The 14,772-nt window shown below is 42.9% G+C and carries 11 protein-coding genes and 1 tRNA gene; 7 read left to right on the top strand and 5 right to left on the bottom strand.

Going from position 1 to position 14,772, the window contains the following annotated elements; genetic code table 11:
• Window positions 1–36: 36 nt before the first annotated feature.
• The 5 genes from BN3283_RS09425 to BN3283_RS09405 all read right to left on the bottom strand — a co-directional run bounded on the left by BN3283_RS09425 (window position 37) and on the right by BN3283_RS09405 (window position 4,788).
• Complete coding sequence (locus BN3283_RS09425; RefSeq protein WP_041504148.1) at window positions 37–1,257, bottom strand: ABC transporter permease; 1,221 nt, start codon at window positions 1,255–1,257, stop codon at window positions 37–39.
• A gap of 17 nt (window positions 1,258–1,274) precedes the next feature.
• Window positions 1,275–2,015 (bottom strand): ABC transporter ATP-binding protein, encoded by a 741-nt coding sequence (locus BN3283_RS09420; RefSeq protein ID WP_041504149.1) that lies wholly within the window; start codon window positions 2,013–2,015, stop codon window positions 1,275–1,277.
• Window positions 2,016–2,035: 20 nt separating this feature from the next.
• Window positions 2,036–3,214, bottom strand: a complete 1,179-nt coding sequence (locus BN3283_RS09415) for an efflux RND transporter periplasmic adaptor subunit (RefSeq protein ID WP_059026491.1) — start codon at window positions 3,212–3,214, stop codon at window positions 2,036–2,038.
• A 17-nt stretch (window positions 3,215–3,231) separates the two neighbouring features.
• Window positions 3,232–4,557 carry a TolC family protein gene (locus tag BN3283_RS09410; protein ID WP_059026490.1) on the bottom strand — a complete coding sequence of 442 codons (1,326 nt, stop codon included), beginning with the start codon at window positions 4,555–4,557 and terminating at the stop codon, window positions 3,232–3,234.
• 157 nt (window positions 4,558–4,714) lie between these two features.
• Window positions 4,715–4,788: transfer RNA gene (locus BN3283_RS09405), tRNA-Asn, on the bottom strand.
• Between the two features lie 703 nt (window positions 4,789–5,491).
• Here BN3283_RS09405 and BN3283_RS09400 point away from each other — a divergent pair.
• The 7 genes from BN3283_RS09400 (at window position 5,492) to BN3283_RS09370 (ending at window position 14,762) form a co-directional block, all read left to right on the top strand.
• Window positions 5,492–6,628, top strand: coding sequence for a FecR family protein (locus BN3283_RS09400; RefSeq protein WP_059026489.1), 1,137 nt, complete (start codon window positions 5,492–5,494; stop codon window positions 6,626–6,628).
• Between the two features lie 270 nt (window positions 6,629–6,898).
• Window positions 6,899–10,378: a SusC/RagA family TonB-linked outer membrane protein gene (locus BN3283_RS09395; RefSeq protein WP_059026488.1), complete on the top strand. Its 3,480-nt coding sequence runs from the start codon at window positions 6,899–6,901 to the stop codon at window positions 10,376–10,378.
• Window positions 10,379–10,382: 4 nt separating this feature from the next.
• Window positions 10,383–11,900, top strand: a complete 1,518-nt coding sequence (locus BN3283_RS09390) for a RagB/SusD family nutrient uptake outer membrane protein (RefSeq protein WP_059026487.1) — start codon at window positions 10,383–10,385, stop codon at window positions 11,898–11,900.
• A 1-nt stretch (window position 11,901) separates the two neighbouring features.
• A complete protein-coding gene (locus tag BN3283_RS09385) occupies window positions 11,902–12,513 on the top strand; it encodes a fasciclin domain-containing protein (RefSeq protein ID WP_070807498.1) in 612 nt (203 codons plus the stop codon).
• A 20-nt stretch (window positions 12,514–12,533) separates the two neighbouring features.
• The gene (locus BN3283_RS09380) at window positions 12,534–12,974 is read left to right on the top strand and encodes a hypothetical protein (RefSeq protein ID WP_059026485.1); all 441 of its coding nucleotides are present in this window, start codon (window positions 12,534–12,536) and stop codon (window positions 12,972–12,974) included.
• Between the two features lies 1 nt (window position 12,975).
• Window positions 12,976–14,247: a thioredoxin family protein gene (locus tag BN3283_RS09375; protein ID WP_059026484.1), complete on the top strand. Its 1,272-nt coding sequence runs from the start codon at window positions 12,976–12,978 to the stop codon at window positions 14,245–14,247.
• 89 nt (window positions 14,248–14,336) lie between these two features.
• A complete protein-coding gene (locus BN3283_RS09370; protein WP_059026483.1) occupies window positions 14,337–14,762 on the top strand; it encodes a hypothetical protein in 426 nt (141 codons plus the stop codon).
• Window positions 14,763–14,772 lie beyond the last annotated feature (10 nt).

Below are 14,772 nucleotides of genomic sequence, written 5' to 3'. Positions count from 1 at the left end.
TGCTATTTACGGTTAAAAACTTTCGTTTTGCCCTTATTATTCGTATCGAATGGCATCTATGGGATCCAAGTTAGAAGCTTTCTCTGCCGGATACCATCCGAAAAATATTCCGGTGGCCGTACAAACCAAAAAGGATAAGACGACCGAATAGATTTGAATGTAAACGGGCCATCCGATAACGTATTTAATGACCATGGAAGAGCCGATACCGAGGATGACACCGATAATTCCTCCGGTAACGCTAATGATAACTGCTTCTATGAGGAATTGAAAAAGGATATGTCGTCCTTTGGCCCCTATGGACATCCGGAGACCGATCTCCCGCGTGCGTTCGGTAACGGAGACGTACATGATATTCATAATGCCGATACCTCCCACTAACAGGGATATTCCCGCGATACAGGCCAGAAGTACGGTCATTAAATCGGTCGTCGTGCTAAGCATGGAGCTGAGTTCTTCCTGTGAACGGACATGAAAATCCTCCTCTTCTCCGGCAGGAATCTTGTGATTTTGACGGAGAACTGCCGAGATCTCTTCTATGGCTTCTTCCGAGTCTTCTTCCGTAAGTGCGGAGGCGAATATACCGTGTATGTATGTAATGGCCAACAGTCGTTTTTGAATGGTGGTATAGGGGGCTATAATCATGTCGTCCTGGTCTTGTCCCATGGAGTTATAACCTTTGGGTGTCAATACTCCGATGATCCTGAACGGTGTTTTATTGAAACGGATGGTCTTGCCTAACGGGTCTTCTCCTTTCGTGAAAAGATTATTGACAACCGTTTTTCCTACGATACATACTTTTGCCGAGGTTTTAATGTCATGGTCGGTAAACATCTCTCCTTCACCGATAGAAAATTTCCGGATATCTAAATAGTCCTGGTTGACCCCGTATATGGTTGTCGGTGCATTGTTCGCACCGTAGATAACTTGTCCGCCGGTATTGACCGTAGGAGTACATTTGTTGATGAGATCGACGTCTCTTACGATGCTTTGATAGTCTTCCAGCTTTAAGGTTTGCATATCGCTGGCACTTTGGCGTACACCTCCGAATTTTCCGTTACCCGGATGAATCATGATCATGTTGGAGCCCATTTCGGATATTTGGGCGCGGATACTGCGTTTGGAACCTTGGCCGATGGCCAGCATGGAGATCACCGAGGCAACCCCGATGATGATTCCCAACATGGTTAAGAATCCTCTGAATTTGTTGTTATTCAGAGCTCGGAGGGCAATTTGTATCAGATTACCGTAATTCATTGTGAGCTGTTATTAAATTAGTCGTTTTCTTTAGGAAGAGCTTCCAATGCTTCTTTGGCGGAAGCAACATGTCGGTTTGTTTTGTCTTCGATGATATGACCGTCACGCAATACGATGTTTCTACTGCTGAATTGGGCAATTTCGGGGTTGTGGGTGACGAAGATGATCGTTCTCCCTTCCGAGTGAAGTCGTTGAAACAGGGTCAATATCTCGTAAGAAGTCCTGCTGTCCAAATTTCCGGTCGCTTCGTCGGCCAGCAAAATGACCGGATCGTTTACGATGGCGCGTGCGATGGCGACACGTTGTTGCTGACCTCCGGACATTTGATTGGAACGGTGATTGAGACGATCCGACAATCCTACGTCTTCCAATGCTTTGATCGCTTTTTCCTTACGCGCTTTAGAGGATACGGCCGGATTGTACAGGAGCGGAAGTTCCACGTTTTCCAATGCCGTGGTTTTGGGTAATAAGTTGTAAGATTGAAAAACGAATCCGATTTTACGGTTTCGTAATGTGGCCCGTTCGTTTTTGCCCATTTCGCGAGCAGATATGCCGTCTAAAAAATAGTTTCCCGAGGTGGGAGTGTCGAGGCATCCCAAGATATTGAGTAGAGTGGATTTCCCCGAACCGCTCGTTCCCATTATCGTGACGAATTCCCCTTCCTGGATGGAAAATGAAATTCCCCGTAAAGCGTGTACCGTTTCCGATCCTACTTTAAAATCCCTCCTCAGGTCTTCTATTTTTATTATTGTATTCATGAGATCCTATTTTGTTGTATTTATTTCTTTTTACTGCCTGGGCGTTGTGGCATGAACGGATTGGAAGAGTTATCCCCGGGTGCACCCATGGCGGTTTTGTCTCGGTTTATTCCGACAACTACTTTATCGCCCTCTTGTATACCCTCTTTGATTTCCATGTTGATGCCATCCGAAACACCGGTTTTAACGACTTTGGGAATGATCCCTCCGGCCGTTTGTATCCATACCTTTTTTTCTCCTCCTTTGGCTACAGCCGGGGCGGCAGTCATCGGGGCGGCAGCGGCCGGGTTAGCCGTCTCGGGAGTAAAACGGAAGGCTTTTAAAGGGACGAGCATAACATCGTGTTTCTCCATCGTGTAGACCGTAATATTGGCTGTTAGGCCCGGTTTCAGTTTTAAATCCGGATTCGGCGCATCGATAACGACTTCGTAGGTAACAACGTTGTTGGTCGTGGTAGATTGTAGCCGGACCTGGGTGACGTCCCCTTCGAATATATCGTCCGGAAAGGCATCTACGGTAAAAGTTACGCGTTGCCCCTCTTCGACCTGGCCGATATCGGCTTCATCTACATCCGCGATCACTTGCATCTTGCGTAGATCGTTGGCAATGGTAAACATGGTGGGTGTTTCGAAACTTGCGGCAACGGTTTGTCCTTCTTCTACTTCTCTGGAAAGAACGACGCCGTCGATCGGGGAATAGATGGTTGCATAACTTAAGTTGGATTTTGCTTTGACAAGATCGGCGATGGCTTTCTCGTAGGATAGTTTTGCTTTTTCATACTCGTACTGGGCTGTTTCGAATTCCGTATCACTGATCAATCTCTTTTCATGCAAACCGGATAGTCTGGCGAAATTCTTTTTCTGGTATTCGTATTCGCTCTTGCTGGATTCCATGTTGGCCGAGTCGGAAGCCATGGCCGCTTCCAGTAACGTACGATCGAGCTCTGCAATCAGTTGTCCTTTTTTTACGACGGAATTATAATCCACGTAAAGGCGGGAAATCGTGCCGGATACCTGCGTACCTACATCTACTTTCGTAATGGGTTCGATGGTTCCGGTAGCTGTTACTGTCGTGTTGATGGAACCCTTTTTTATCGTGGTCGTTTCGTATGTGACTGTTTTATTCTCTCCTGAACGGAAGATAAAGAAAAGGCCCGCGATAACAGCCAAGACAATGATGATGATCGCTATTTTTTTCATTCTATTTCGGTTTTACGTTATAATTCAATCGGTTGATTTTGGTAGAAATTCAGTAATTTAATGGATAATATCGCATCGTATTTAGCCTGTATCTGTTCCTGTATTGCTGATAAAAAATTATTTTTTTCCGTTAATAATTCAACGGTATTTTTCATTCCTGCATCGAATTGCGCTTGTACCAGACGGTAACTTTCAGAAGCTGATTTTACGCTATTCGTTGCCGCTATGTACCGGCTTTGTGCCGAAATAGCATTTTGGTATAAAGTTTCGATGGTTTTCAGTAGTGTTTTACGGGTATTTATCTCCTCTAACTGGGCCGTTTCTGTTTGGAGTTTTGCTTTTTCTACGGCTGATTTTACCTGTCGGTTTTGCGCAATCGGAATGCTGATGTTGATTCCGATATTTTCATTTAACCGGTTATTCAGCTGTTTCCTGAAAGAGTAATCCGAGTCGGAATCGTGGTCGGTTCCCACCGAAGCATTAAACGTGATGCTGGGCAGGCGGTCGGCAGCTGCGATCTTTTCATCCAGATAAGCCGCATCAACGTTTAATTTGCTGCTTTTCATTTCCGGCATAACTTTCAACGCCGTTTCGTACACCTCTTTCAAAGAGGGAACGAGCGTAAGGACGTCGGCATCGGACAGCTCCGGAAAATGGATTTCAAAAGATTCTTCCAATTCTAATTCCAGTAATTGTTTTAATTGTAATTTCGCTAATGCTAACGTGTTTTCCGCTAACGTGACTTGGTATTGATCGTTACTGTATTGAGCCCTGATCTGAGAGCGGTCACTGACAGCGATAGAGCCTGCCTTGTATAATTCTTCGGCTCGGTCTAACTGTGCCTTGGACGTCTCGAGTGTTTGTCTGTTGGTTTTGAGAGCCTCGTTAGCATATAAAATCTGTAAATAACCTTCGGTTACGGAAATTTCAATATCGTTTTCGGCAACGGAAGTTTCATATTCCAATGCTTCTGCCGCAATCTTTTGTTTTTTCACGGAACGAGTCAGTTTACTTCCGTTATACAGGGTCATACCGGCATTTAACGAATAGCTTCCGGTATAAGCACTTCGAGAAGTGAATTTATTACCGGTGTCTTGTGTTTTTTGATGGGACCAACCTTGTGTGCTGGAAAAAACCAATGACGGGAATAATTGGGCTTTGGACTCTAACAAGTTGACAACTCCTGTTTGATTGTTGATGCGGGATGATTGCACCTGAATATTATTTTTTCTGGCATAGTCAATGCATTCCCGGAGAGTCCAAAGGGCCGGCCTTTCTTGGGTAAAGCCGGCCGTGGATGAAATGACTATGAAAAAAGTGGTAAATAATCGTATGTAATTCATGTTACTCCTACCTTAATTGTTTATTTCTGAGACGAATTTAGGTATGTCCGGAAAAGGAAACAACTGAATTAGACAGACGGGATGGTTTTGTCGACTACCAGACGTTATTTGCCGATGAAATAAAAAAGCCTTACAGTTCTGCTGTAAGGCTTGGGAGCTCCTCAGGTAGGACTTGAACCTACGACCTACGGATTAACAGTCCGCCGCTCTAACCAACTGAGCTACTAAGGAATTTTTCAAAAGCGATGCAAATATAGAAGTTAGTTCGAATTATACCAAATAAAAATGAAAGTTTTTCTTGAAAAACTATGATTAAACGAGGATGGACCTTTCTGTAAAATGTTTCTGGTATCTTTTAGATACAAGAGTTATTTTTTCAAGGATAATTTTCATTTGTCCTAAGATTTTTCATCCATTTGTTTGTGAATGATGTAAAGCAAAGCGTGTGTTAACTTGGATTTGTTGCAGGATCCGCGAGAGGGAAAAGAGACCGCGTTAAAGCAATTATATCTTTTATTCTTTCATGCGTCGTGTGCTTTCGGGACACATAAAAGGTTTTTCATTTAACCTTGATGGATGAATCCATTCAGGAAATCGCTGAAGCATTGAAAATCTTGGTTCGAAATCAATGGGGGTCGGGAAATCTTAAAATCCCGTTTGAAAGATAAAATGGCCTTATTGTTTCTATGAGTCGAACAGGGATTATTGGACGACAAGCTAACGATTATCAAAAGTTGTATACGTTTTTTCTAATTGCAAAAATATTTTTTTTATTGGCAGTCAGTCAGGTTTATACAAATGAAATAGAAAATATTGGCAGGTATAGATAAACGGATAGTCAATTCTATTTCAATTTCCATATGTTATTTTTTTATTGTTTCTCGTACCCTGTTTTCTTCCAATGTTGTCTTATATATAAAGATGATTAAAAAACATGGAGATAGATAAAATCAAACGGGTCGTTTCGGATAAAGCTTCGGGGGAGGAACGGGAAGAAGTGAGAGCGTGGATGGAAGGTGCGGAGGAACGGAAATGTTTTTTGGAAAATGCCAAGGCGTATTATCGGGAAGAGATTGCCTCGGATCGTATGGAAAACCAGTCATTGAAACGGATACGACAGCGTATACCGTTGTTTTGGAATAGACGGCACACGATCGGTTGGTACGAATGGTTTTCTGTGGTTGCGTGTGCGGCTATTGTGATATGGATATTTATCTGGTTGGTTCCGGCGGGGAAACAAGACGAACAAAGGCTTGTTCACTCGGCGATGCCGCCTCGATCTGCAGCCGTACAATTAATTTTGTCAGACGGAAGTTTGCATCGGTTGTCTTCGTTAGGGGCGGTACAGGCTCGGATTCCCGGTTTTAAGGTAGGACAAGGCGTTACGGTACAAGAAAGGCAATTCATCGATTCGTCCGTTGTGCGATCGTTATGCTATAATGAAATCATCGTGCCCTCGGGAGGAGAGTATTCCTTGTTACTTGCCGACGGTACAACGGTAATATTAAACTCGCAAACGAGGTTGAGATTTCCTGACTCTTTTACGGGAAAAGTGCGGAGAGTATATTTAAGCGGGGAGGCTTATTTTGACGTTGTCCGGAATGAAAACCATCCCTTTCTCGTTGAGTTTGAAGGGGGAAAAGTATGTGTTCTTGGGACCCGGTTCAACGTGAAGGCATATCGCGGAAAAAATACTTTTACCACCTTGGTTTCGGGGAAAGTGAAAGTCGCCTCTGCCAGGGATTCGGTCCTATTGCAACCCGGAGAGCTGTGTGAGATGGATGCGTCTGATTTTTCCCTTGCCGTGCGGGAAGCGGATATGATGGTAGAGTTAGCTTGGAAGAACGGGGAGTTTGTTTTTAAGAATGTGTCATTGGGACAAATTATGGATGAATTGGCTCGTTGGTATGATGCGGAGATAGAATACGATTCTTCTGAATTGCAAGGAATAAAGCTTCATGTGTATATGGATCGAACTAAAACTTTAGATGAAGCTTTGGAAATTATCGCCAAGCTGGGAAACATATCTTACGATAGGGAGGGAAAAAAGATTATGATTAAAAAGAGATAAAAGCAACGAGAGATGTTGGTCCATCTCTCGTTTACGGAGTCGCTGTATATTTCAACAGTCACATTAATAATTGCAAAAGTATGAAAAATAATCTACAAAACATCAAAGAAGTTCCTTGAAAAGATTTTCAGTGATTCTTGGAACTGATTCAATATGCTTCTCATAAGCGTATCCGGAAGATAAATAAACAATGGAATGGTAAAGGGATGTTGGTCCATCTCTTTAAGGGTGAATTGTTGTGTATAAATGTCACATTAATAACAGAATTTTATGAGAAAAAATCGGCAAAAATTTCTTAGGGATTCTCTCGGAACCGGGAGAAAAATATTCAAGTGGAGCGTCTGTTTACTGTCTGTATGTTTCTTTGAAATTACAACCCTTCAGGCGCAGACGGACGGAACGCCCAAAGTAAATATAGATGTTCAAAATACATCTTTGATAAAGATTATTGAAAATCTACGCGTACAGACTCGTTACAATTTTCTTTTTAATTCGGACGAATTGAGTCGATATACCGGAATTACGGTAAAATTCCAAAACATAACTCTGAAGCAGGTTCTCGATTCTTTATTGACCGGACGTAAAACGGGATTGGAGTATACGATTGAGGAAAAAACAGTGGTCATAAAGGGAACCCGGCAAAAAGTAAAAACGGTCACTCGAATTACCGGAATAGTTCTGGATGATAAAAAACAGGCTATGGCAGGGATAACTGTAAAAGTGGTAGGGACAACGTTAGGTACGGTCACGAATAACAAGGGAGAATTTTTATTGGTGTTACCGATAAAAGAGGGAAAATTGGAATTTTCGTTCGTGGGATTCAAAACGAAAAGCATACCGTTTACACCGGGAAAAAAGATGGTCGTGACCTTGGAAGAAAAGGTGTCTGATTTGGATGAGGTAACGGTTATTGCATATGGCGAGAGAAATAAAAGAGAGATGGTTAGTTCTGTCTCTTCGGTGAAAGGGGATGAGATCAAGGAGATTCCGACCAGTAGTTTTACAAGCCTGTTGCAGGGGCGTATGGCAGGAGTACAAATTACAAGTCAGTCGGGTTCTCCCGGCGGTGGAGGAAACTTTGTGGCTGTGCGCGGCTACAACTCGTTGATGGTATCCGGTGCCAGTGACGGACAACCGCTTTACGTGATTGACGGGGTTCCGATGCACTCTTTTACTTCCCCGATAACCGGAACGAACGCGTTAGCGGAGCTGGATCCTAATACGATTGCTTCCGTGGAAGTATTGAAAGATGCGGCTGCGGCAGCTATTTACGGTTCCCGTGCGGGAAATGGAGTTATATTGATTACCACGAAAAAAGGAAAACTGGGAAAAGCCGTTTTTTCAGCAAATGTATCCTATTCGGCATCAATCATGCCTAAATTCCCTTTTCAGTTGGGAGGACGCGAGGAACGTTGGTGGCGGATTTTACAAATGCGGAATGCTCGGGAAGCACAGTATGATTGGGATACGGAGTCAAGTTTTTATCCGCAGTCTTACCGGGAAGCCTATGAAAAAGGCGGACACTATGATTACTTTTGGAACGCGGGAATGAGAACCGAGACAAACCGTGTTCTACAAGACAGTTTGAACCCTTTTTATAATAACCAAACGAATTGGTGGAAACAAGTTTTCCGGGTAGGTAAGGTGTTGAATGCTAATATACAGGCTTCCGGAGGAAGGCCGGGAATTCGATATATGGTAGGAATGGGCTATTACACGGAAAACGGTATCATGTACGGCAGTGATTTCAAACGAGCGAATTTTATCGCTAATTTATCATTGCAACCTGCCAAACGGATTAGTTTCGATACTCGTTTTTATTTGGCTTATTCGGACAAAAGCCGGAATACGAAGGATAATTCTTTCCAAACTGCTCATAAAATTGAATCCATGACAGCCGATCCCATGAAGACGGAGACGCTGCTTCCGGCCGGAGGGGCGGTTGAAAGGCAGATATTAGAGCAATTAAATGGGACAGTTTCAAGGGATGACAGTTATCGTATGATGCTGAATGCGGTGCTTGGGATCGATATTATTAAAGGGTTACAATTCACGGCCTCATTGGGATTGGATTTTTCACAAAATAACACGAACGTTTTTGAACCTTCCTATTTGGATCGTGAGGGTGAAAATAAATCCACGGGATGGATAAACCGGAACATTGGTATTACTCAGGAGAATTTACTAAAGTATACCCGGAATATCAATGATATCCATCGGTTTGAGTTATTGGCTGGACTGACTTATACGGAAAATCAAGCTCATGAAATAAAAGGATACGCGAAAAGAGGTTCCAGCGATAACATTTATTACGTGGACGGGAATCATCCTTCGACGCATGATTATGGAACTCCGGATCGTCCTAATGTACAGGCTTTAAAAGAATATATGTCCTCCTACACCCAGCAAGTCATGATAAGTTATTTCGGACGGGTAGCTTATAACTATAAATTGAAATATTTGATGGAATTTACCTACCGGCGGGATGGATCGTCGGCTTTTGGTGAAGATGTTCGTTACGCGAATTTCCCGTCGGTAGCCGTCGGATGGAGTTTCGGCGAGGAGTCTTTTATCAAAAGTTGGGCGCATTGGTTGGATATGGGTAAATTCCGGGCAAGCTGGGGGACTTCCGGGCAGACATTAAGTGATCCTTATTTGGCTCACGGATTAATTAACAACGGACGATCTTTTATGGGAAACCAAGGGACGACAGCTCCTATGATCAACCGAAATTTGAGCTGGGAAAAATCGGATCAGTATGACTTCGGTTTAGATCTCGATGTATTTAATTATCGGTTGAAATTGAAAGCGGATTATTATTACAAGTACACCAAGTCATTGCTTTATAAAGTTTATCTGCCCGGAGATGTGCTGGGAAGCAGCGAACAATGGCAAAATGCCATGGAAGTGTCGAATGAAGGAATCGAGTTGGAGTTGATCGGCGATATTATTCGAAACAAGCGGGATTGGAGTTGGCGGACTCGGTTTAATATTTCCAGAAACTGGAACCGTTTTGAAAAAAGTTACTCGGGTATGGACGAGCAGGATCTAATTATTGGCAGACCTCTCCGCGGTATATATGTCTATGATGATTCCGGTTTTGTTCAAAACCAAAAAGATGTCCCTCGGTACAGTCGTCCGGATGGTACTGTTTATTATATGGAAACACCGGAATTCGGACAATACTATATCCCTGGAATGCGGCGAATCAAGGATGTCAACGGGGACGGCATGATAAGTACCAGCGATAAATATTACGCGGGTTCCACGTTGCCCGTGGCTCACGGGGGATGGGTACATGAAGTACGTTGGAAAAATTTCGATCTGAATCTTCTTTTTACCTATACTTTGGGACGGAAAATGATCAATGCTTATGCTCGAAATTCCTTGTATTACGGTGAACCGTTGCTAATGGATTATAAAAAACGGACATTCTGGCAAAAAGAAGGGGATAACCCGGATTTAGTGGCTATTGGTTTTGATGATAGCGATATCGTGCGTTCGAGGATTGAAAAGGTAAATTATTTACGGCTGAAAACGTTGAGTTTGGGATATAATGTTCCTGCACGTGTTTTGAAGCGTTCCGGTTTATCGGGTGTCCGGGTTTTCTTCACGGGTGAAAATCTTTTCTTATGGCACAATTATTCCGGATTGGATCCGGAGACCGTGAATTTGGCGGATGGAATCGACGGATTGAATAGCTATCCTTTGGATCGGAAATTTACATTGGGATTAACAGTTAATTTTTAGTGATATGAAACGATTTATAATATATCTTATCATGGTGCTTCAGCTGGTGGCGTGCGATGCTATGCTGGATGTCGAACCTGAGATTAAAACGACCTATACAAATTACTTTAAAGGAGAGAAAGATGCAGCAGCTTTATTGTATGATATTAATGCCAGTCTATTCAATAGCTTGTATAGTGAGGATCAACGTCATGAAATAATTGGCTTGAAAGCGGATAAAATAAATGCTTGGGATTATGATAACATACGTAATTTAGTGCCTGATGTTTATAAGAATGAATGTTCCTGGAGCCGATATTACGGGTTGATTTATTCTGCGAATGTTATTCTGGATAATGCTTATCGTTTCACGGATATTGATGAAGAACGATTGGAATACTATAAACGTCAGGCGTGTTTCGTGAAAGGATTTTCTTATTTTCAGGTTGCAAGGCAGTGGGGAGATGCTCCGATCGTACCCAACAGTACGATCGTGGCGGCGTTCCCGCGGGAGAAGGTTACGAAGGTATTGGAAGAGGCGATCCGGAATGCTGAAATCGCTTTGGAGTTACCGAGATTTGAAGATTTGGTAGATGAACACGGAGCGAAGATTACGGCAAAACAATATGGATGTAGAGGAGCCGCAACGGCATTGCTCGCCCATATATATGCTTGGCGCGCCGGATTGCTGGGTGATAATAAAGATTGGGAAAAGGCAGAACGATATTGTACGGAGATCATTGATGGAAAAGTAGGGAATTATAAGTTGGCGGAGAATCCGGCAGAAGTATGCAAAAGTGTTATGAAAGGGAATAGTGCGGAGGGCATATTTGAGGGAGAATATTATCTTCAGGGTGATAGGGTTTTCATGTATAAACCTTGTGTTGCGACAACGGTGTTCCTGACTTATCCTGTTAAAGCGGATGATTTACCCACTACTACAACAAGGTTTGAAATATACAAAACTACGGTTAAAGAGATATACAAGGAGGGCGACCGACGGCGGGATGCTTATTTCTTCAAAATTGACAGTGTGTACATGAATCCTTCGGGAGAAGAGATCCCGGTAAAAAAAGCTTTTCTGTATAAATGGAATTACTCTGTCTATCGATATGATAAGTATTCTCAAAAAGAGGTGTATAAGACACAGGACGTAAATCGGATTGTATGGCGATTGGCTGATATCGTGTTGTTGCGTGCGGAATGTCGGGCAAGATTGGGTGCAGGTAATGCCGCGGATGATTTGAACGAAATCCGAAAACGGGCATACGGTAATTATGATCATAACTATACGGCGGCCGAGGGAGATTTGCGTTACGTGATATTCAAGGAGAGGGAAAAAGAATTACTGTTCGAGGGGCATCGTTTTTATGATGTTATGCGGAATGGGTATTGGAAAACGGAATTGACCGGGGTCTATTCGCGTATGAGTGAGGCGGAATTTAATCTGGGTGCTCAGTATTACCCCGTGCATGGTAATGCTTTTGAGAAAAATGATTTGATGCGTCAGAATGAATATTGGCAATCTAAAGGTATTAAATGATATGAAAAAGATATATTGGGTAATGGGAATCGTGTTCCTGGTTATCGGAACCTCCTGCACGAAAAACGAGTTTCAGAAAACGGGCATTAGTTACGGTCGTTTTGACGGTACGATGTTGGAGTATATGAGGGCACACGGCTATGATTGGGATTCCACCGTGATCATGATAGAGCATGCGGGGTTGGAAAGCCTGTTTAACGGAAATGAAAAGATTACTTTTTTCGGACCGACGAACTTCTCCATTCTTCGCTATATGTTTGAGAATGGATTGGAACGGGTACGGGATATGGATCCGGATTTTTGTCGGCAGACATTACTCCGTCACGTGTTGAAAGGAAAAATAATGCGTACCGAGTTTAAGCTTGGTGTCGAGTCCACGGATGGCGAATTGATAGGCAAAGGAGGTGATACCTATACGATGATGGGAGGTAATGAGATTTGGGCATATACCTTTAAGCATGAATATAATAAAGTACCGGAAATGGGGCTTCTTCTGCTTCATATATCATCTGTCGATACCTATCAGAGAATCGAGATCGCCTCGAGCGATATCGAACCGGATAATGGAGTGGTTCATTCCCTGGCTTATAATTTCACTTTAGGAGAAATGTAGAATCTGAAAATTAGAGAAATATGAAACGATTGATAATAGTTGTTATAGGAATGTGTATCCTGGGATTACACGGGTGTCACGAGACCACGGTCGGATATCTGAAAACGAAGAATGCCGAGTATGCTCCGGATTCCATGCAAGTACGTCGGGTTTTGGATCCCGACAGGATCCCTGATGCGAATATGATTGTTACCGGTGCTGATTGGGTGTCCAATGAGATGGCAGGTGTTCTGGGGACGAATCCGTTAGTGTTCACCCTTGAAAACGTGACGGCGGCCGACGGGGGAAATGCCGAACTGTTCAAAGAACAGGTCCGAATTTTCGGTGGCGGACGGGTATATTTCCCCAGCAAGGATATTAAAGCCCCCAACGGGACTTACGTGCTTTCCATCCGGGTTTCGAATATCGGATACTCTGCCGTTGTAGAAGATGTGTTTACCGTAATTATAAAGGATCATTGATATGAAATATGCTTATTTGTTTTTAATTGTATTTTCTTTGAGCAGCCTGCGAGGGGTTGCTCAGGAAATGACTTTCCTGAATGAAGGTTACGAACAGGCTTTGTTAAAAGCCAAACAGGAAAATAAGCCGGTGTTTGTTGATTTTTTTGCCACTTGGTGCGGACCGTGTAAACAATTGGAAAAGACTGTTTTTATCGATCCTGAAGTGAAGGCTTATTATGACAAACATTTCGTGTGCGTACGAGTGGACGTGGACAAAGAACCGAAACTTGCTCAGAAGTATAGGGTTCAAAGCATTCCCACGTTGATCTTCCTGAATAGTAAGGGGAAAGAAATAAGGCGGGTGACGAGTTTGGTGAGTAAAGAGCGTTTTCTGCATATGGGACAAGAGATCACGGGAGAGCGTCCGACCTATCCGGAGTTGTATAAACAGTACATCGAAGGGAAGAAGGATACCGGTTTTATGCAAACATTACTGTTGGAAGCTCCCTCTCACGTGAGCGAAGTCGGAGGGACGGAAGGAATGAAGTGGAAAGACCGTGCTTTTAAGATTTATCAGGAATACCTCTCCTTGAAAGGATTGGATCGGATGATTAATAATGCTGATTTTCAGATTATCATGCTTTTTCAGGAAAATGCCAAGCGGAATGATCCCGTGCTGAATTTCGTGAACGAGCATCGCGAGGCGTTCGAAAAGGTGATCGAACCTCACGTGGTTTGGGAGTTTATTCTGTCGCGACAGAATGGTTTGATTAACTCGCTTGCCAGAAATGGGGACATGGCTTATCTGGAAGAGTTGAAACGTATCACCGGAGATATGCAGTACGTATATTCCAAGATAAAACACGAGAAGCTATCCGTGTATGATGCCATGAAAAACCAGGCCGACGGCAACTATGCCCTTTATGCCGAAAAAGACGAGAGTAAGTTTTTGGATTTGAAAGAAGCTTATTTTCAACAAGTCGGGGAATTGTTATCGTTCAATGATTATCAAAGTGCGATAGGAGAATTGGTGACCGCCCGTAACGGCATGTTGAAACCTGAATCGTACGAGCGTTGTTTAGTTTGGCTGGATCGGGCTTCACGATTAAACTTACAACCCCGTGAGCAGCTGGATATAAGTTGTTTGATGGGGAATTGTTTCCGGGGACTGGAGAATTTCAGAAAAGCAAGGGCGTGTTTCAATCAAGCTTATATCTTGGCGATGCAATTGGATGATGAACGTATGCAAGCCCAAATCAAAGCGGTATTGGAGCAATTACCTGAAGAGTAATCGTACGTGTTAAAGCTGATTACCTTTCTTTATAGGCTGGAGGAGATTTCTTGTGCGTGAGGAAATTATTTCTCCGGCCTTTTTTATACATGAAATACCTACCTTCTATTGACGGAATCATTCATACCCATAACAGGAACGGCTTACCCGTTTTTTCCGTGGACGACTTAATTGTCCCGTACAAGTTACATCAAGATGGAATGATCGTGGATGTTCAGCGTTTTACCATGGGGTTGATTACACCTAATACCACGTTATTCTTGTTTTTTGACGGAAGTGTGTATTTCGATTGGATGAGGGAAAATATTGGGAATATGACGGATTATTCAGATATGTATGAAAAAGTATACAGGATAACAAAGGATACCCCTTCCGATTTGGCAGTGGAATATTTTACGTCACTTTTAGACAGTTGGAAAATCGGAATTACTTTGATGGAAAAGGATCCCGAAAGTAATCGTTACAAACGTGTTGAGCGTAAAGGAGGAAAAGTGTTAAAAACAATATGTGAATAATTAAATTAAA

The sequence above is a fragment of the Gabonibacter massiliensis genome, assembly GCA_001487125.1.
Lineage (GTDB): Bacteria > Bacteroidota > Bacteroidia > Bacteroidales > Marinifilaceae > Gabonibacter > Gabonibacter massiliensis.
The sequence above is the reverse complement of the archived record's forward strand: the minus strand, read 5'-3'. Positions and strand labels throughout refer to the sequence as shown.

Coding starts and splice junctions, on each gene's coding strand:
- BN3283_RS09425 (WP_041504148.1), bottom strand. CDS start 1,257: ATGAATTACGGTAATCTGATACAAATTGCCCTCCGAGCTCTGAATAAC.
- BN3283_RS09420 (WP_041504149.1), bottom strand. CDS start 2,015: ATGAATACAATAATAAAAATAGAAGACCTGAGGAGGGATTTTAAAGTA.
- BN3283_RS09415 (WP_059026491.1), bottom strand. CDS start 3,214: ATGAAAAAAATAGCGATCATCATCATTGTCTTGGCTGTTATCGCGGGC.
- BN3283_RS09410 (WP_059026490.1), bottom strand. CDS start 4,557: ATGAATTACATACGATTATTTACCACTTTTTTCATAGTCATTTCATCC.
- BN3283_RS09400 (WP_059026489.1), top strand. CDS start 5,492: ATGGAGATAGATAAAATCAAACGGGTCGTTTCGGATAAAGCTTCGGGG.
- BN3283_RS09395 (WP_059026488.1), top strand. CDS start 6,899: ATGAGAAAAAATCGGCAAAAATTTCTTAGGGATTCTCTCGGAACCGGG.
- BN3283_RS09390 (WP_059026487.1), top strand. CDS start 10,383: ATGAAACGATTTATAATATATCTTATCATGGTGCTTCAGCTGGTGGCG.
- BN3283_RS09385 (WP_070807498.1), top strand. CDS start 11,902: ATGAAAAAGATATATTGGGTAATGGGAATCGTGTTCCTGGTTATCGGA.
- BN3283_RS09380 (WP_059026485.1), top strand. CDS start 12,534: ATGAAACGATTGATAATAGTTGTTATAGGAATGTGTATCCTGGGATTA.
- BN3283_RS09375 (WP_059026484.1), top strand. CDS start 12,976: ATGAAATATGCTTATTTGTTTTTAATTGTATTTTCTTTGAGCAGCCTG.
- BN3283_RS09370 (WP_059026483.1), top strand. CDS start 14,337: ATGAAATACCTACCTTCTATTGACGGAATCATTCATACCCATAACAGG.